General features: G+C 45.4%; 16 protein-coding genes and 1 rRNA gene. 11 read left to right on the top strand and 6 right to left on the bottom strand.

Annotated elements, in window-relative coordinates; all coding sequences use genetic code 11:
• Window positions 1-116 precede the first annotated feature (116 nt).
• Window positions 117-1412, bottom strand: coding sequence for an adenylosuccinate lyase (gene purB, locus RIM23_RS23935; RefSeq protein WP_446370026.1), 1296 nt, complete (start codon window positions 1410-1412; stop codon window positions 117-119).
• A 177-nt stretch (window positions 1413-1589) separates the two neighbouring features.
• Here purB and RIM23_RS23930 point away from each other — a divergent pair, with 177 nt between their 5' ends.
• The 7 genes from RIM23_RS23930 (at window position 1590) to RIM23_RS23900 (ending at window position 9461) form a co-directional block, all read left to right on the top strand.
• Window positions 1590-1979: a hypothetical protein gene (locus RIM23_RS23930; RefSeq protein ID WP_446369986.1), complete on the top strand. Its 390-nt coding sequence runs from the start codon at window positions 1590-1592 to the stop codon at window positions 1977-1979.
• Between the two features lie 97 nt (window positions 1980-2076).
• Window positions 2077-2148: a PEP-CTERM sorting domain-containing protein gene (locus tag RIM23_RS23925; protein WP_446370024.1), complete on the top strand. Its 72-nt coding sequence runs from the start codon at window positions 2077-2079 to the stop codon at window positions 2146-2148.
• Window positions 2149-2447: 299 nt separating this feature from the next.
• Window positions 2448-3224 (top strand): PEP-CTERM sorting domain-containing protein, encoded by a 777-nt coding sequence (locus RIM23_RS23920; RefSeq protein ID WP_446369984.1) that lies wholly within the window; start codon window positions 2448-2450, stop codon window positions 3222-3224.
• A 208-nt stretch (window positions 3225-3432) separates the two neighbouring features.
• A complete protein-coding gene (locus RIM23_RS23915; protein WP_446369982.1) occupies window positions 3433-4332 on the top strand; it encodes a hypothetical protein in 900 nt (299 codons plus the stop codon).
• Window positions 4333-4438: 106 nt separating this feature from the next.
• Window positions 4439-6385, top strand: a complete 1947-nt coding sequence (locus RIM23_RS23910) for an Hsp70 family protein (protein WP_446370021.1) — start codon at window positions 4439-4441, stop codon at window positions 6383-6385.
• A gap of 567 nt (window positions 6386-6952) precedes the next feature.
• Window positions 6953-7129 carry a hypothetical protein gene (locus tag RIM23_RS23905; RefSeq protein ID WP_446369980.1) on the top strand — a complete coding sequence of 59 codons (177 nt, stop codon included), beginning with the start codon at window positions 6953-6955 and terminating at the stop codon, window positions 7127-7129.
• 589 nt (window positions 7130-7718) lie between these two features.
• Window positions 7719-9461: an EamA family transporter gene (locus RIM23_RS23900; protein WP_446369978.1), complete on the top strand. Its 1743-nt coding sequence runs from the start codon at window positions 7719-7721 to the stop codon at window positions 9459-9461.
• 55 nt (window positions 9462-9516) lie between these two features.
• Here RIM23_RS23900 and RIM23_RS23895 read toward each other — a convergent pair whose 3' ends face one another.
• From RIM23_RS23895 to remA, 3 genes are all read right to left on the bottom strand, one after another.
• Complete coding sequence (locus tag RIM23_RS23895) at window positions 9517-10503, bottom strand: GGDEF domain-containing protein (protein WP_446369976.1); 987 nt, start codon at window positions 10501-10503, stop codon at window positions 9517-9519.
• Between the two features lie 271 nt (window positions 10504-10774).
• Window positions 10775-11335: a guanylate kinase gene (gmk, locus tag RIM23_RS23890; protein ID WP_446369974.1), complete on the bottom strand. Its 561-nt coding sequence runs from the start codon at window positions 11333-11335 to the stop codon at window positions 10775-10777.
• A 15-nt stretch (window positions 11336-11350) separates the two neighbouring features.
• Window positions 11351-11617 (bottom strand): extracellular matrix/biofilm regulator RemA, encoded by a 267-nt coding sequence (gene remA, locus RIM23_RS23885; protein WP_446355850.1) that lies wholly within the window; start codon window positions 11615-11617, stop codon window positions 11351-11353.
• A gap of 246 nt (window positions 11618-11863) precedes the next feature.
• On the opposite strand from remA, the gene RIM23_RS23880 reads away from it, so the two are divergent.
• Window positions 11864-13930: an Rqc2 family fibronectin-binding protein gene (locus RIM23_RS23880; RefSeq protein WP_446369972.1), complete on the top strand. Its 2067-nt coding sequence runs from the start codon at window positions 11864-11866 to the stop codon at window positions 13928-13930.
• A 251-nt stretch (window positions 13931-14181) separates the two neighbouring features.
• Here RIM23_RS23880 and rsmI read toward each other — a convergent pair whose 3' ends face one another.
• Complete coding sequence (gene rsmI / locus RIM23_RS23875) at window positions 14182-15009, bottom strand: 16S rRNA (cytidine(1402)-2'-O)-methyltransferase (protein WP_446369970.1); 828 nt, start codon at window positions 15007-15009, stop codon at window positions 14182-14184.
• A 527-nt stretch (window positions 15010-15536) separates the two neighbouring features.
• On the opposite strand from rsmI, the gene RIM23_RS23870 reads away from it, so the two are divergent.
• From RIM23_RS23870 to RIM23_RS23860, 3 genes are all read left to right on the top strand, one after another.
• The gene (locus tag RIM23_RS23870) at window positions 15537-16421 is read left to right on the top strand and encodes an RNA polymerase sigma factor (protein ID WP_446369968.1); all 885 of its coding nucleotides are present in this window, start codon (window positions 15537-15539) and stop codon (window positions 16419-16421) included.
• Window positions 16422-16532: 111 nt separating this feature from the next.
• Window positions 16533-18317 (top strand): ATP-binding protein, encoded by a 1785-nt coding sequence (locus RIM23_RS23865; RefSeq protein ID WP_446369966.1) that lies wholly within the window; start codon window positions 16533-16535, stop codon window positions 18315-18317.
• A 148-nt stretch (window positions 18318-18465) separates the two neighbouring features.
• A complete protein-coding gene (locus tag RIM23_RS23860) occupies window positions 18466-19119 on the top strand; it encodes a PAP/fibrillin family protein (RefSeq protein ID WP_446369964.1) in 654 nt (217 codons plus the stop codon).
• Between the two features lie 106 nt (window positions 19120-19225).
• Here the strand turns inward: RIM23_RS23860 and rrf are convergent.
• Window positions 19226-19343 (bottom strand): 5S ribosomal RNA (rrf, locus tag RIM23_RS23855).
• Window positions 19344-19355: the final 12 nt, after the last annotated feature.

Here is a 19355-nt window from a genome sequence, read left to right as displayed (position 1 = left end):
TCAGTCATAGCTTTTGTCATTTGTCCAAGAGGGCGGGTTTATTTACTTCTGGATGAAGTAAGAAATGATAGTAGAGAAACCCGCCCCTACAGACGAATAATGGCACGTCTGGAACATTAAATGCCTAAACGTTGATAAATCTCGTCGAGATGGCGAAAATGATGTTGGGGATTAAAACAGTCCTCAATTTCATCCGGTGTTAGCTGACTCTGTACACGAGAATCTTGGGCGATGAGTTCCCGAAAATTTCCCCCAAGTTGATTCCATGCCTGATGAGCGCAAGACTGAACAATACTATAGGCGTCTTCTCGACTGGTTCCCTTTTCCACGAGAGTTAACATGACTCGTTGACTAAAGATGACACCCCCATACCGATTGAGATTCCGCTTCATGTTTTCCGGGTACACCAATAAGTTTTTGACTAAATGAGTCATTTCATGAATCATAAAGTGGGTCAAAATGCAAGTGTCTGGCAAAATCACCCGTTCCACAGAGGAGTGAGAAATATCCCGTTCGTGCCATAGTGCTATATTCTCCAGCGCGGCGACAGCATGACCCCGAAGAATCCGCGCCATCCCGCTTAGGCGTTCGGAACGAATCGGGTTACGCTTATGAGGCATTGCCGAAGATCCTTTTTGTCCTTTGGCAAAAAATTCTTCAACTTCCAAGACATCGGTGCGTTGTAAGTTGCGAATTTCTACCGCAAAGCGTTCCAGGGAAGCGCCTAAGAGCGCCAACTGCTGGACAAATTCACCATGACGATCGCGTGAAATAACCTGGGTTGATGCCATATCCGGATCAAGTCCCAACTTCTGAGTTGCGATCGCTTCCACACGGGGGTCAGTATTGGCGTAGGTTCCCACTGCACCAGAAATCTTACCCACGGCAATATGTTGGCGCAAATTCACTAAGCGATCGCGGTGTCGCAATACTTCCGCCAACCACCCGGCTAGCTTAAAGCCAAAGGTAATCGGTTCCGCATGAATCCCATGCGATCGCCCAATCATCACGGTGTAGCGATGTTGTTGCGCCTGATAGCGAATCGCTTGAATCAGTTGCTCCAAGCATTCCACAATCAGATTCAGACTAGCAACCAGTTGTAATGCTAAAGCGGTATCTAAAACATCAGAACTGGTTAATCCCAAGTGGATGTAGCGCCCCACATCCCCCACATACTCATTCACATTCGTCAGAAACGCGATCATATCATGGCGGACTTGAGCCTCAATTTCCAAGATGCGATCGACATCAAAATTTGCCTTTGCTTTAATTTCCGCAACCGCATCCGCCGGAATCTCACCCAATTCCGCTTTTGCCTCACAAACTGCAATTTCCACCTGAAGCCAGGTTTTGAATTTATAGGTATCCGTCCAGAGTTCGCCCATTTCAGGCAAGGTATAGCGCTCGATCAATGCCTGCATACGCCCAATACAACCGTCATATTGTACAACTGTGCTTTGGTTTATTCCATTTTTTTGGCTGTTGGATTGTAGAAGCCTTATAACTTGGTTGTATTAGTCATCCTTTCTGGACAGGTATCTCCAGGGCTAGCAGGATAAACTAGTATAAGTACCTATTGCAATATTTCCATGTTTGATCTCACTTTTTTACTTGAATTCTCCCGCACCCATTGTGTGGCGATTTGTGCGGGGTTAGTTCCCCTTAACTTACTGCTTACGTTGCAGACGATGATTTTGACGGGACTCCTGCGCCCTCAACGTCAGGTGCGATTAGCGGCTGTACTTGCCTATATTCCGGCTGGGGTGATGGTACTCCATGTTTGGACATGGTGGATGATTGGGGTAGTGATGGCGCCGACGTTCATCTTGTTAGGCTTAGCTTGTATCTGTGCAGGGATTAATGTCTGGGCAAGTCTTTCCCCGCAAACGATGGCTAGTTTACTGCGAGGAGGGTGGTTCTGGGTGATGGAACATATCCGCCATTCCGATAAGCGTCGTGATTCTGTCGTTGTTTCTTAAGTTCAAAGCAAAAGATCCCTGATTTCTGTGAGAAGTTGGGGATTTTGCTGGTGCTAATCGCGCCAGTCGCCCAACCTCTCAGTAATTAACGTAGGTAATTACTGAGCAAGGCTTGGCTTTAGGATTTGGCGCTATCTTCAAGAAACAACAGTCACGGCGTCGCCAGTAAATTAACTCCTTTCTCATAACCTTTTGTTCGGTTCTGATTGTAGAGACGTTGCAGGCAACGTCTCTACAACGTTGTGTGGATTACTTGAAAGGATTTATAAACATCATATTTTTTCTCAGATCCCTGACTTCGCTAAAAAATTGGCAATTTTCCTTTTATCAAATCTTTACATAAACACCGCCATTTAGCCTGCCATTTTCACAGAACCTTCACCTAAAAGCAAAGTTTATTAACTTAACATCTACCTAGAGGAACAAATAAAGTTCTCTTTATAAAGACTAGATGAGCTTGATAAACTAATGAAAATCAATCAGGATGCATCAATCATCGCTACGATGGCAGCTACAGCGACTGCTATGTTAGGTGTTATTTCCCTCAGTGGTTTTACGATTACAACGGGCGGTGAACTCAAAGGCAGCCCAGCCGGAAGTGAGGGACTGACTAGCAGTAGACCAAGTGCTGTGGTTATCGATTTCAATGATGCGCCTGACCTTGACTTTACAGAGGTTGGTGCGGTTAATCAAAAAGGAGCTATTTACTCTCCAGACGAGGCATTAGTCATCAATAACGGTGGCGCACTTGTACCAACAACAGGGGCGGTTCCTTTTTCCGGTTTGACTCAAAATAACACATCAGCTTACCTATCACTGCCAACAAAATCTCAAGATGATGTAGGTACAAAGCAAGTCTCGATTCAGTTACCTCGCCCATCCAACTATTGGGGTATGCACTGGGGTTCCATGGATTCGAGTAACCAAATTGAATTTTTCCGGGGCGATAGAGGTTTAGCCCGGTTTACGCCCGATGATTTTGTCAGTTTGGGGGTGGGTCCCGGCGCTGGGGGTGATAATCAAACGGAGGCGGCTAACAATCCTTATATCAATTTCTCGGCTGAGGGATCAGAGCAATGGTTTGATCAGGTGGTGCTGACTCAATTGGGTGATGATGAAACCCTGGCTTTTGAAAGCGACAACCACGCTTATGATTCTGTACCTGAACCGCTGACTATTCTGGGATCAGGTTTGGCTTTGGGATTTGGGGCTATCTTCAAAAAACAACAGTCACGGCGTCGTTAGTCAATTCATTCCTTTTTCATAACCTTTGCTTGTGTTTAGAGACGTTGCAGGCAACGTCTCTACAATGTTGTTGGGATTGCTTCAACACCAAGCCAGCGACATCGTTCAAAGCCAGAGGTTTACCGATAAGCTTGGGAGTATATTCCACACAACTAAGAACTGCTATAGGTTATCACTTAGAAGCAGTGCTACAGTCTCAAGATAGGCGATGACCACACTACTAACGCTTTTTAGCAAACAACGACAGGAACTTCAAGGCGCGATCGATAAAACGACGAATCCAGAACAGGTGGTGATGCTGGTGCAAAACCAACTCAATACTCTGGAAAGCAGTTATATTGGGGGACTTAGCGTTTCTCAGGTGCGTCTGGCGGCTTTTTTCCTGGATGCGCTGCGCCAGTCTGTCGCCACTCTAGCGGCGGCGAATCCAACCAACCCGATGCGGGTTACCACCCCAGAACCGGAGTCAGAGGACCAAACAGGGCGACGGTTATCTCCCAAACGCCTAATTCTCAAAGTTCTCCAGGGACTTATCTGTATCGGTATCTTGGATTCCCTGTTCAACTTGAGTTCCGATGCGCCTGGAGCGTGGCTGGATATTTTGCTGATGGCGTTGCTTGTCGGGCTTGAGGTTGTCTCCCAACTCGATAAAGGTTCTCCAGAAAACCCTACAGACGCCCTTGAATCAACCGCCTCTGCGCTTTCCTTGCGAATCGATAGCCAAGTGCTGTTAGATAACCTAGCGGAGGCTCTCAATACCATTGATTTGGCAGTTGCTCAAGCCCAAGATGGGAAGAAAACCGTAGAGGCGAATGCAATTGAGGAACAACCCGAACTATTAAATCTGCTACAACGGTTGATAGGCGCATCTTTTCTAGAAAAGCCCCAGATGGCGCTAGAACTGACTAAACTTATACCCCAAATTTTGATCGAGCAGGGTATTGAAGCCAAACTCTACCAACCGGATGATGTCAAGAGTCAGCGGGAGTATTTTGACTTCGAGCCAAGTATCAACCCCAATGCTAAAGAGTATATTACAATCGCGCCGGCTTTAGTGAAAGGCGATCGCTTATTGCGGCGGGGACGGGTGATTGAGCCGAAACCTTAATAAATAATCAATTATGAATGATGTATTGTTCCGACAAAACCCTGAGCAAACCGAGAGTATTTTGAACCTGAACACGTCACCCCTATCTTCTATTCTTCCCGATAATATGCCTGTTTTAGAAACCATTGGATTTGATTTAGGACACGGTGAAACAGCCGTGGCTAAAGCGGTAGTGGAGAGTATTGATCCCCCAGAAATGCTGGAGGTGAATAATAAGAAAGTTCAAGTCACCGCCCTAGGCTGGCATCCTGATTTTGGTTATTTGGTGGGGGAACAAGCGTTAATTCAAGTTGGTGTAACCCAACTCGATATTGCCTTTAAACAAAAACCAAATCCTGATCTAAATTACCGCAAGACTATCCGTCATTTTCTGGAAACCTACTACAATCTTTTGCAAAAAAGCAAACAACTGGAAGGGGAAGAAAAGAGTCATTTTTTCGTTGGTTGTCCATCGGGATGGTCAAAGCGCGATCGCCAAGAGTATCAAACCATCTGTAAAGCCGCTGGAATTACCCGACTCAGCGTGGTTCCCGAATCACGGGCGGCGTTTATGCAGGCAAAGGAAGCGGGGAAGCTGGATTATGATAAGCTCAAATCGGCGGTACTGATTATTGATATTGGGTCTTCCACAACCGATTTTACGTTGGTGAAGAGTTTACATGAAATTCCCCTGGATTTTGGTAGTAATACGTTAGGGGCTTTCCTAATTGACAAGGCAATTTTTGAGCGAACCGTGGTAAACTATGAAGATACCGCATTATTAAAATGGGTGTTTGAGGAATATCCCCATCATAAAGCCCGTTGTCTATTGGCTAGCCGTAAAGCCAAGGAAGATTATTTTTCTAACGAACAAGTCTACAGCCATCCCCAATCCTTTGCCCGTGGTTTTGAATCGATTAACGAACAAATTTATTTTATTCCCCAAGTAAATAAATCTGTCATGACGGAGATATTGAATCAACCGTTAACAGAATTGGATGGTAAAAGTTGGATTGAATCATTTCGGGAGTCAGTGATTGAGGCAAAAGAAACCCTAGCTGAGCAAGGGATAACCCCAAAGGTTTTACTCATGACAGGTGGTGCATCACGGATGCAATTTACCCGTCAAATTTGTGAAGAAATTTTCCCCGAACCCGCTACCCAAGTGCGTCCTGATCCTGAACCGGAACGGTGTATCGCCCTAGGGTTAGCGCGAGTTGGACGCTGGGATTTACGGGCGGAAGCGTTTAAAAAAGAAGTGGATCAACGGTTTGATTCTCAGAAACTAAAATCGATTATTGAACGACATATTCCTGAGTTAATTGAACTGTTAATTAAACCATTATCCCAGGGGTTAATTGACAACGCTGTTAAACCCAGTTTGCAAGACTGGCGCATGAATAAAATTCGGACGTTAGGTGACTTGGAAACTCGAATGAAGCAGCAAGCACAGGCGTGGATTAAAAATGATTCTCTGGGGAAGAATGGTACTGAATCCGCACGACAGATTGTCAAAAATCAATCGATTACTTGGTTTAACAGCAAGATTCAACCCGAATTATCGGTGGAAACTGACCCAATTTGTCAAAAATATCAGATACCCAGAAGCAGTTTAAGATTTGAGGAAGGGATTGATCCGGATGTGGTTAACCCAGAAATCTCTGTTGGCGATGCTATCTTGGCGGATACGGTGTTATTAATTGTCAATATCGTAATTGGTGGGGGAACGGTTGGGGGGATTATTGCCCTGATTTTAACCGGACATTTGACTTGGCCCCTTTTAGTCATTTATGGTATTTCGGTACTGGCGGCTGGTGTGGAAATCACGCGCAGCAAAACCCAGGAAGCGATTAAGACTAAGTTAGATATTCCCGGTTGGAGTCGTCAATTTCTGTTGAATGATAATAAGATTAACTCGACGTGTGAGCAAATGAAGCCGGAGTTAGAGAAGGTGTTTAGGGAACAATTGCTTGAGAATCAGGAGGCGTTTGATGAGTTAATTAATAAGGTGGGGCGAGAGTTAAAGAAAGCGCTTAATGCGAAGGCGCAAGAAGCGGTAATCTTGATTCAGTAGAAAATGCTAGGTAATAATTACGCCTTTGTCGGGGCGGGTTTAGCCACTCAATTAGATAGTCACCGATAAATAAACAACAAAACCCGCCCTGATTAACCGTAGCTGAGAATAAATTGGACAGGTTTTCCGGGCGCACGTCGGTGCGCCCCTACAATTTTCTCAATGTACGCCGTGTCAGATAATCTTAGTTTTCACTCTAAGTTGCTAGGAGCGATACGTTCCTTCTTACTCTGGCTCCACCAACACAAAGATCAAGCCGCCGACTACTTAGAATTTTGGTTCTCCCGTACTTAGTGTGATCGGCTCTAATTATTCTCAAGTCCAAATTGCCGAAACCCTTGATATCCCGTAGGGTGGGCATTGCCCACCAGCCTTAAATCAGTATCATTCATCTTAGTGTGTCTTGATGTTACTTTTAATCGTGCGATCGCAGCAAGGGTTAAAGAGCTACATATAATAAGGCACGATACTAATAGAAATGACTCTACTGTTAGTATGTTTGGTGATTCGAGAAGCATGAGAAACAACGATCGCCTCAATCAATTGAACTGATGACTAACTCGCTCTGTGCAGAATACTATCGTTGTAGGCGATCACCTGGAAGCGTTGCTTAACCAGCAATTTGAAAGCTTGTCTCAAACCCTGCTGCAAATTCTCTTTTGGCTACAGGATCACTCTCGTGACATAATCCAGACAGCGATACAAGTATACGCTGCTGGCTTCTCCCACCTACTACATCTATAATGATCTCTATTTCTAGAGCGTAGGATTCGAGCTTTTAAAAGTGAGTAAGATGTCCAGACCCACTTTTTAATACTTTTTTCTTAAGTGTGAGAACTTGTTTTTAAGCTTTCGTTTTTTGCGTTTCCAGAAAACGTATTCCAGCTATGGGTGTCTACTCTGTGCATTGCCCGAAACAAAGGCGTAGGACGGCAAATCTATTTATTTTACGTTTGCCACGTTTCTAGTATATATTCGACCCATGAAATTTGACAACTCCGCTTCGCTCGCCTTGTCAGGCTATCCTTCCCGACGCTCCCAAAGGGGAGAGCGCTCTGCTGTCGCCTATAGCTCAAGTCGTTGGCTATGCCCGGTGTAATCTCACGACACTCGTGCAAAAATTAGATCTGGCATGAATTCCCAAAGCAGATTCAGTATTACTCCCTCTGTGTCCTCTGTGTCCTCTGTGCCTCTGTGGTATATAAAAAGTATTCTTCCGCAAGAAAGTAAGCGGTACATTAAGAGACATCACAAGACTTGACGCTCTACTTTTGCGTGGCTAAAATTCATCATCCGACTCAAAGCGGTGAGGTTAATCAAAGGTTAAATGCAAATGGGGCAACTAGACAATCAACCGGACAACGCGGAGAATCGAGAACAACAAGCCGCCGCCGATCTCTTGCAATCCATGACGGAGAGTATTGAAGGCATAGAGACATTGCGTCACAGTCTCATGACTCAGTTTACTCAGGAGATTGAGCGGCTACAACAAGAAAAAGCCCAGTTGACCGAGGAGATTAAAACGCTGCATGATCAACGACAGCAGCACTTGACTCAACAGCCAGAATTGGCGTCTGAGATTGCCCCAGCCTTAGCCAATCAACTGCAAGACTTACTCAGTCAGCGACTCAAGGAACTCGCCCAGTCTTCAGAAACACTCTCCCTGGAGCAGACGGTGGGAAATCATCAGCAAACCATCCAGGAAGTAGTCGCCTCCTTAGATAACACCCTGAGAATCACGTTTAGAACACTACAACAGGATCTCAATAGCTATCAAAGCTCAATTTCCCAACAGTTGAGCCAGATGTATAGTCTACAGGAACAAGGGTCGGTGATTCTAGAGACGCTGGTGAATCGACTCAAAGCTGAAATGCCTCCCCTATCCTCTACCCCTGAACCCCCTGCTCAAATCCCTCCCGCCGCCCCTAATCATTTAACGTTACCACCGCCTGATCAGGATGGATCTTCTCTTCGTTCTCATCAAGGTGAAATCGTCACGTCTGCGTCTCAATCACCTTTACCCGTTATTCCGTCTACCCAGTTTCAAAGACGCCCGCAAAAACAATCCATGGGGAAACGGCTGGTTGGGTTAGTGCTGGTGTTGTTATCCTTGCTAGCGATAGCATTTGAAAACGTTTTTGTCAATATTATTTTTAATGCCACAGCGATCACGGGATTCCCAGTAGGGGCTTGGTTACCAAGCCCTTGGTTACCAAGCCCCTACGGCGGTTTTTGGCTGCCGACCCTAGGGAATGCCTTACTGGTACTATGGTCACGCATGTTGGTGGTTGTACCGCTGATGGCAATTTTGAGTCGGGGGTTTTATCCGGCGGTGTGGAGAGATATTCAGCAGGTTGTGCGATCGCGCAATTGGGGTTTATTCGGTACTCTTGTATGTAGTGGGTTTTCGGTATTCTTATCCAAAGTATTGCTGTATTGGGCATTAGGGATAATTGCGCCCGGTGTGGCTGTGATTATTTTCTTTATCTATCCCATCGTGCTGTTACTACTGAGCGATCGCTTCAATCGATGGAGTCATTTCATTCCCTTCGCTATGGTGATTGCCGGGTTTGTGCTGACGACTCTACCCAGTGGTAGCGTGGAACTCTCACCATTCGGTGTTACCCTGGCATCAGGCTCTGCGATCGCCTTTGCACTGCATTTGATGTTTATGCAAAACCTGGCAAAACAGCTTCATCCGATGCCAATTCTGTTGCTGAACTTAGCCATCGTCCTGATATTTTCCGCCTTGGGTGTAATGATATCCTTCCCAGCATCGTGGGGTTTGGTCTATGCGCCGAGTTTGGGGCCAAATCTCATGATGAGTGGTTTGGTTTTAGGCGGTGTTACTCTGATTAGTTATGTCTTCAACACCATGGGAATGAAGAGAATTGGTGCAGCTAGTGCTTCGGTTTTGGGGGCTACCTTACCTGTGTTAACGGCATTGTTAGCTTGGATTCTGATTCAGAGTCCATTAACGGTTTCTCAAATTGTGGGTATGGTGCTGGTAACGATAGGAGTGGCAGCTTTAAGCATAGTGAGATCGCGCCATCCCAGAAGCAGGGAAACAATGTAGAGACGTGCCATGGCACGTCTCTAAGTAACGTTTGAATTTTGACCTCCATTTGAACTCAGGATGCTGTGACAACGCGATCGCGTCCTCCGGCGATCGCCAGATTTAGGGCTATCTGAGCCGCTTGCAGAACTTCTTTCGCCGTTTTACCATGTTCAGCAAAACTGGCTACCCCTACAGAAATTGTCAGAGAACCCAGGGATTGACCCCGATATTCTAAACTGAGTTGCTCAATTCTCTGTCGCATTTGTTCGGCGCGTCGTTGGGTGATGGCTAACGCAGCTTCTGGCAATAATAGGAGAAATTGTTGACCGCCGTAACGACAGGCAATATCAGATGTCCGAATTTGGCTGGGCAATAAAAAACCAATCTCGCGTAACAGAAAATCAGCCACGGCTTGCCCAAATCTGTCATTTAACTGTTCCATCCCATCAATTTCCAATAAAATCACCCCGATAGGCTGGGGTTTACGTTGAGACTTGCGGATCTCTCGTTCCAAGCATTCTTCTAGATACCGTCGGTTATAAAGCTTCGTCAGGGGATCTCGAAACGTCTGGGTTTGCAGAGTTTCTCGGAGTTTTAAGTTAGCTAATGCCAAGCCAATATGCTTCGCCACTTTCTCTGCTAACTGTCGAGTTTGGGCAATTCGCCCCCGTTGGAGTGAACTGACGGACAACAAACCCACCGCTTCTCCATGGGTAATCATGGGAACACAAAAGGTTTCCACGGCGGGAGAATTAGCGCGAATATGCTGGCAGTTTAAGCAATAATGAGTATCATCGACCAAATGAGCCTGTCCGCGTCGTAATGCTAGGCATTCGTGGGGCGAAAAGACGGAATCGCTCGTCAAGGGGATAGAACCCCAAGTCGCGATCGCCTCCAGTAAGTTTTTTGAGGAGTTCATCACAAAAATCGCCCCAATCTCATGGGGAAAAAGTTGTCGAACTAAGGGTTCAATGGTTGTACATGCCTCTTCCACCGAATAACTCGATTGAAGTAAATCAATCAATTGTTCCAGTACAGGGGTATTTAATTGGCTTTGCATACTTACGTGCGCTTTTAAACGGTCAGATGTAGTGATGCCCCTGATATCGGTTCTTCCATACTGGCATGAGGAGTCCCTTGAAGTCACCCATCAGGTACGTTGGCTGGTTATCTGCTCAGGGTTGACTACAAAGGTGAGCTTGCCTTTCCCTAACATCCTCTGTGGCGGCTGAAGCCATGGATCATTAGATAAAAGTCAATCGATCCCCATCGTTAGTGTTAAAATTTCTAGGATCGGGTTTTCCTGTACACCCGCGTCTCTACGGCGTTGATTAATGCTGAGTAAAGATAGCCGCTTCTAGACTCACAAGAGCATCTTCCAGGTTGTCATTGACAATTTGCCGATCAAATTCATCCGCCGCCTCGATTTCGGCTTGAGATCGTTCCAGGCGTCGCGCGATCGCCTCCTCACTATCCTGACCCCGCCGACGAATGCGCTGTTCGAGTTCTGCCACATTGGGGGGCACAATAAAAATACGTAAGGCGGTGGGAAAGGTTTGTTGAATTTGCCTTGCTCCCTCTAGTTCAATTTCTAAGAGGACTGACTCACCCCGTTTAATATGCTGTTCAACGGGTTGGCGGGGTGTGCCATAATAGTTACCCGCATATTCTGCCCATTCCAATAACTCATTGGCGGTTACCATCTCCTGAAACGTATCCCGACTGACAAAATAATAATGTTGTCCCTCCACTTCACCAGGGCGGGGTTGACGGGTGGTGGTTGAAATCGATAGATAAAGTTGCGGGTGTCGCTTTAAGAGTAAACGGACTAGAGTCCCTTTCCCCACGCCAGAAGGACCGGTTATTACAATAAGTCTGCCTGGTTTGCTCATCGGTTCCTTGTCGAATTAATTATTGTTAGTTGCTCCATCTTTGCCAATGACAAAGCGATGAGCAACCGTTTCCGGTTGAATCGCTGATAAAATAACATGGCTAGAATCGGTAACGATGACGGCTCTTGTGCGCCGCCCATAGGTCGCATCAATCAGTTGCCCGCGATCACGGGCATCTGTAATGATACGCTTAATAGGGGCAGACTCTGGAGAAACGATTGCCACGACACGATTTGCCGAAACAATGTTACCAAAACCGATATTGATCAGTTGAATGTCCATGAAAAATTAACGGCAAAAGCCGCCTGAGGAGCGATTACGAGGGATTTGATTACAATGTTATCTACAAAAATTTAGGCTTACAAGGTTAAATCGCACAGAAAACCCGGATTTTCGGGTTTACCCTAAAAAAAGATTGGATTTGCTTGACATAAATTCGGCTTACTTGTCATCTGCTATTAAGTAGATATTCAGACGACAACGGACGCTTTCTTTGTACAAAACACCGTTACACCACATAGCTAAGACATGCAACAGGTTGACTTTACGACCTTGACAGCCGCTTGTGCACAGTTACAAGCGGGTTGGATACCAGGACGAGTTGAACAAGTTTATCAGCGCGATCGCTATACCATTGCTCTATGCTTACGAACGCTTCAGGGTAGAGGATGGCTGACGCTGGCTTGGCATCCCCAAGCCGCCCGAATTTGCTTGGCTGATCCGCCGCCTCGAATACCGGATACGTTTACGTTTAGTGACCAACTGCGACATCAGTTAAATGGGTTGGCGCTGGTAGGGATTCAGTTCATTGCCCCTTGGGAGAGGGTGTTAGACTTGCAATTTGCCCGACGTCCCGGAGATCCCATTCTCTGGCATCTGTATGTGGAAATTATGGGTAAATATAGTAACGTTATTCTTACAGACGCTAAAAATATCATTGTCACAGCCGCCCATCAAGTTGGTCCCCAGCAATCGAGCGTCCGTCCCATTCAAACCGGTCAGCCTTATGAACATCCGCCGGCTTTGTTGGGTAATCTGCCCAGTTTGAGTGAGTCTCAAGAGCGTTGGCAGGAACGAGTTAGCTTAGTTCCAGGAGCGTTAAAACGGCAATTACTCAAGAGTTATCGGGGATTAAGTCCAGCACTGGTGCGTTCCATGATACAGTCTGCCGATTTAGATCCTGAAGGGTCCACGGAAAGTTTAGGAACACAGGATTGGCAACGGCTGTTTCAGCGCTGGCAAGAATGGCTATGGGCGCTGGAGGATTGGGGAGCCGAGGTGCAGGGAACCAGAGTTGTAGGGGCGGGTTTTACAGATAACGTTTTGGAGAAAACTGATAACTTAACTAAACCCGCCCTTGTTCGGGAAGATGGGGTTGTAGGGGCGGGTTTTACGGATAACGTTTTGGAGAGAAGTGATAACTTAACTAAACCCGCCCTTGTTCGGGAAGATGGGGTTGTAGGGGCGGGTTTTACAGATAACGTTTTGGAGAAAACTGATAACTTAACTAAACCCGCCCTTATTCGGGAAGATGGGGGCGGGTTTAGTAACATTAGGGTGACAACAAATGATCATAGTGAAAAGAGCCCCTACAAACTCAAACCGGGTTGGACAGAGGATGGATATAATATTTTAGGTTGGGGTGTGGTTAAATCGGCTCCAACTGTCCAGGTTTTACTGCATCGTTACTACACTGACCAACTCAATCGACAAGAGTTTAGCCGACTGCATAACCAATTGCTCCAGAAAGTCAACAGTTTTTTAGTGCGATCGCGCTCCAAGGCGTTAGGCTTTGAACAACGGTTACAGCAATCGGAACAGGCGGATGAGTATCGTCAACAAGCTGACTTATTGATGGCGTATCTGCAAGATTGGCAACCGGGAATGAACCAGATGACGGTTCTGGACTTTGAAACCAATCAGCCATTGACGATTTCCTTAGATCCTGAAAAAAATGCGGTTCAAAATGCTCAAGCTCTCTATAAACGTCATCAAAAGCTGAAACGGGCGCGTCTGGCGGTTGTGCCGTTACTGCAAGAGGTGCAAGGGGAAGTTGAGTATTTGGAACAGGTTGAGGCGTCTTTAGTTCAGATTGAGCGCTATACCACGCCGGAAGATTTGCAGGCGTTACAGGAAATCCGCGAGGAGTTGATGGGACAAGGCTATTTGGATGTTCGAGATCAGCGTAATCGGGATGTGACTGAAGCCTCGGAACCGTACCGATATCGCACGCCGAGTGGGTTTGAATTGTTAATTGGTCGTAACAATCGCCAAAATGACCAGCTCACGTTTCGCAAGGCTGGGGATTATGACCTGTGGTTTCATACCCAAGAGATTGCTGGGAGTCATGTTTTATTACGCTTAGATCCGGGGGCTGTTGCGGATGAGGCGGATCTTCAGTTTGCCGCTGACCTAGCTGCCCATTATAGTCGAGGTCGTCAGAGTGATGTGGTGCCGGTGGTGTATACTGAGCCGAAGCATGTTTATAAGCCGAAGGGTGCTAAACCGGGGATGGCGATTTACAAGAGAGAACGGATATTGTGGGGGCGTCCTCAACAGGCTGAACACTATCGGACGGTAGATATTTCTGGATAAAAATGTAAAGTTTGATAAAAAACGTATTCTCTGTTACGATAAAAGCATGAAGAAATCTTAAGCTGCACGCTTGGGAACGGGCAGCATATTTCCTCCCAGAACGACAACGAAACTAGTAGCACAAAAAAGACCATCTGTCAAGTTGATGGTCTTTTTCAGTTGTTATTGGTCATTGGTCATTCGTCCTTCGTCAACCTTTAACGAGAGTAGGGTGGGCAATGCCCACCCGCCTTAATTCAGCGCCATTCTACTTACGGTAATGAGAGTGCCATTTGATAAAGTTGGCGTCGCGGCAGATTGGTGAGGTGAGATAATTGACGGGCGGCTTGCGATCGCGAAAGTCCTTGGTTAATCAGTTGGCTGAGTTCCGCTTTGAGGGCGGCTTCAGAGAGGACAGGGGTTTCAGCAGGTGCGCCAGCGAGGATGAGGGTAAATTCGCCTTTGGGTTCGTGGTCGGTGTAATATGCGATCGCCTCTTCAATTGTGCCTCGCCAGAATTGTTCGTGTAACTTGGTTAATTCCCGCGCTAGGACAATTTGACGGGAAGGACTAAAGATAGTGGCAAAATCTTCCAGGGTTTGCTGGAGGCGGTAGGGTGATTCGTAAAAAATTAAGGTTCTCGATTCAGCCGCTAACAACTCTAACCGTTGTTGGCGTTCTTGACCACTGGCGGGTAAAAAGCCTTCAAACACAAATCGGTCTGTGGGGAGTCCAGAAGCGCTGAGGGCGGTAATTCCAGCCGTAGCACCGGGGATGGGGATAACTGGGATTCCGGCTTCTATAGCAGCATGGACGAGTTCATAACCGGGGTCAGATATACTGGGCATTCCCGCATCAGTAACCAGGGCGATAGTTTTTCCCGCCGTTAACTGATTCAGCAATTCGGGTAGGCGATGCTGGCGATTGTGCTGGTGGTAACTGATTTGGTTCGTTTTAATTTGAAAATGCTGCAACAGTTTTCCGGTGTGGCGGGTATCTTCGGCGGCGATAGTATCGACCGTTTGTAAGATGCGTACCGCCCGGAAGGTCATATCTTCTAGGTTGCCAATTGGCGTCCCGACAACATACAGTGTCCCCATTTGTCTAATTTGATACCTGCTAACCTTGTTACTCTAGCTTTTTTTGGCGTGGAATTCTGATATCTTCAGGACTTACGCAAGCTTTACCGTTGAATCAGCATCTGTCGGGAACATAACGAGAACTTTTCTGTGAATATCTTAAGGGAACTCCGCCGACTGCGTTACGATGTCCTCACCTTATACAACACAGGATAAGCCAATCAAGGTATCCCTAATGAAGACTTTCTTTGCTTTGCTATCCCATGTGAAATATTTTGGTTACTCACACCCCTTAAGTTATTAACGGGTAATATCCAGTCCATCTAGTACAGCGGTTTGCGACTTGGTGAGATACGGTAACAATTGATGATACCAGCGCTAGGTCTATCTGAGTGTTAAGTATACTTAACTAAGTTGTAACCCGCTATAATCTAGAGCAGAGGTGTGATCGACACTTAGCGACTACACCGAAGAAGACAAACAAATCAACAAATATTGATTAAGTTCATTTACGCCGTGACCGATAAAGGTCACAGCAAGGAGTTTAAATGACTAACGATGTTTCTGAGGCAGTACAGCGACTACAAAAATGCTCTTGCAACTATTTTTACTCTAGTCTTTATTGGACTGAGCGCACTGATAGGGCAATTGATACTATTCTCCGTAATCCTAATCGTTCTGGTCATCCGTCTCATTTAGTCAGGAATGCGTTAAGTGATTCAAGAAAGATTGTTCACCGTCGCCGTCAGATATGCTCTTTAATAGAAATAGAGATAAAAACGTGTGAGGGTGATGATTTTGGACACAACATTGAATTAGTTCCAGACCCTCGGAACAAGGAGTTAGAGGAAGTTTTTATAGTTCAAGATTGGCTTGAACGAGCTTCTTTAAGTAGCCAAGATCGACTAGTGTTGACCTTACTGTTGAAGGGAAGTGAAGCCAAAGAAGTTGCTGAGAAGCTTGGTATTACAGTTCAGCAGGCTCGTGTTCGGATTAGTCGCGCCCGTAACGTGCTAAGACTTGCTGGGAGGCTGATACAAATGTTTGACCATCTTCAACGCCGCCTATATCGCCTTTCTCCTTGGCTGATAAGAGCGCTTATTCCTGTAGGTTACATGGGCACGTATGAGTTATTCAGGCTTGGGCAAACAGAGCCAATCTATGTGGGTCGTTCAGATACATGCTTGCGTAATCGGCTATTGAGACATGCACAAACCAATAGGGCAGATTATTTTGACTATGACATTCATTGGACACTTGAAAAGTGTTTCATTGCTGAATGTTCAGCCTACCACGCTCTGTTATACAAAACTAATAACCTCATCCATCCAGCTCAACCACAGGGATTAAACCTTAGATGTCCTTTCTGCCGTTCTACATTTGACCAGATCAGGCAAAACCGATTGAGTTATTTCGAGAATGTGAGTTTTTAGGGGAATTTAAATAATCACTGACTTTACACCCATTCTAGGAATAGATAACTCTTCCAATCGAGCTAATAAGAATAGGTTAAATTATCTTAGCGTAGGAACAAGAAGAAAATCATGACTTTGACAACTGAGTTTCCCACTTCTGATTTGATTGAGATTGACAAAACTCTTGAGAGTCTGCGTGATTCGGGCTTTGACTTGGCAACTGCTAGTGGAGAAGTGGTAGACAATTCCTATGAAGCTGACGCAACAGTGGTTAGGATTCGTACCATTGAAAAAACTACCTCTATTCCAGGGAAAAAAAGATCAAAAGCTAAACGTTCTAAAGTGGTTGAATCTATTGCATTTGCTGACAATGGGCATGGAATTCCTTACAAGATTCTGCCCAGTACACTTAAACTAGGATTTTCAACTCGCTATAATCAGCGCAATGGCTTAGGGCGTTTTGGTGTGGGTATGAAGCTGGCTGCTATCAGCCAAGCCCGACGTATAGATATTTATACCAAACCTCTCGGTAGTAAAGAGTACTACCATGCTTACCTTGATTTGGATGAGGTTTCTCAAGGCATACAAACTTTGATAAAAATTGAAGTTGTAGAAGGCTATCCACCAGAATATTCTAATTTGATGCAATACCCTCAAGGTAGTAAGCATCCCAAAGAAGGTAAACCTTTTGAGTCAGGAACACTGGTAGTTTGGTCTAAGGTAGATCGTCTAATCGATGGTGGTAATTATGGTTCTGCTATTCAGGAACGGATGCAGGAACTCACTAAGTTTCTTGCTCGGGCATATCGTCACTTTATTGATGAAGGTTTCTACATCGAGCTGAACGGCAAATACATCACTTTACATGATCCACTATTTTTACTCAAAAACCCCAGAGTTATAGACAACTTTGGCAAAAACCTGCACTCAAAACTTGTTGATGAGGGTGACATTGAAATTGATGATAAAAAAGTGCATATTAAAGTCACACTTTATCCAGAAGAATTTCGGAGGATACAAGGTCAGGGTGGTAAAGATATACACCCTGTAACCAAAGAAGAAGATTCACGATTAAGGGGACTATACATTCCGGATAATAAAGGTAGGATAAGTATTGTTAGAAATGGGCGTGAAATTTACTATGATATTGTCCCAAAATTATTACCCTATGGAGTTAATGACATAGATCGGTTTATTGGCATTGAAATCAGTTTTCCTGCAACTTTAGATGAGTATTTACAGGTACGTCATGTTAAAAGAGGAGCCGAACCTGTTTCTAAACTTCGGGAAGAATTGAAGGAATTCTTAATACGACCAATAAAAGCGGCACGTAAGGAAATTAGGAGTTTCTGGCAAGATGCCGAAACAGCAAAACGTAACAGATCTAAAAAACATGAACAAGCAGAAAATGCTGTTCAAAGAGCTGAAAAAACACTACCTGTTGGTCGGGGAGGGATGAGCCTTGACGCACAGGCACAAGAGAAAGCTATGACAGATTTACTATTGGATTTGGAAATTGATCCTGAGAAAAATCCAGAGAGTGCTGAAGAGGTCAGACAAAGAGTTCAGAATCTACCTATCACCATTGTAGATAGTTCGTGGCCTGGTAAAGAATTGTTTGATATTACCCACCTAAATGGGAAGGCAATTATTAGAATTAATCACCGTCATCCCTTCATTCAAGAAGTCTATGACTCTTTAAAGGACTTAGCAAGTCGTGACTCATCAACAATAAATGTTGAAGAGGCTATTGAACTCGCTAGAAAAGCAGAAATAGGGCTTGATATACTCTTCATGGCTTATGCTAAAGCAGAGAACATGAATTCAGATCCAGATGGTGTATACGGCGACTTGCGGACTTATTGGGGACAACATACTTATGCCTATAGTCGCGAAGCATTGAGTGACAAATAAATATTCTTTGGGTGTGGATAGAGGTAAAACTTTACCCATACCCTATTTTGGTGAGCTGCTGCATCCCGGATCTTTCCGGTATAGGTAGCTATCCTTGTCTATACTCTGATGTATGCTTTCCTCAAAGCCTGGAAGGAAACATGAAGATATGGTGAGAAATGACGCAACGCAATTAGCCTTAAAAACCGAACTGCTGCAACGAGTAGAAGCGTTAGGATTACAGCAAGCCCTATTTCCCTCCAATGCAGAGCCAATCAATGAAATTGTATACCAGCTAGAAAACCTCAATCCCATTCCCAACCCACTCCACCCCGACTCTCTCCCCTCTCTACTCGGTAACTGGGAATTGATTTACGCCTCAAGAGGAACCGTTGTTACCCGCCAGCTTGCATCAATTCCCGATTTGGGGGAAACCCTAAAAATCAAACGGGTGTGGCAAACCTTAGTTGCAGGTGATACCCAGAAAATCTGTGCCTCTAACGGTGCATTTCTGGACTTACCTCTGCTAGGAGAGTGGCGGTTACAAGCTGATGGCGTTTGGACGTGGGATACTCCCGATCGCACTGCTAATGTTACCTTTAATGCATTCTCCCTACAAGCAACCAAACCCTTTAATCTGGAAAACTGGAGCCTTCCTGAATTGAAAATCCCAGTCTGGGAATTTTTCCGCAATCAGGCTTTATGGACAACCTCCTACCTCGATCCAGAAATCCGGGTAGGACGAGGTGCAACAGGCAATCTGTTTGTATTTCGTCGTCGCGATCGCGTCTTCAATGGTGCCTCGCCAGAATTAATCGATTAGAAAACCCTCTTGAGTGTGGTGACTGACATTGGTTGATTTTCGAGTTGCTCAAACTATAAAGCCCCCTTTTTTTGAACAAAAGAGGGCTTTATTAATAAAATAAAAAGTCTGGCATCGAGCTATTTTCCCAGGGGGCTACCCCCAAAGTATCTTCGCCGCAGCAACGTTTCACAGCCGAGTTCGGGATGGGTTCGGAGTGGTGCCATTGCGCCAGAGACACCAGACAAGCTTGTGGT

The sequence above is a fragment of the Coleofasciculus sp. G3-WIS-01 genome (assembly GCF_040223135.1).
GTDB lineage: Bacteria > Cyanobacteriota > Cyanobacteriia > Cyanobacteriales > Coleofasciculaceae > Coleofasciculus.
This window is presented reverse-complemented; position numbering and strand designations above follow the sequence as displayed.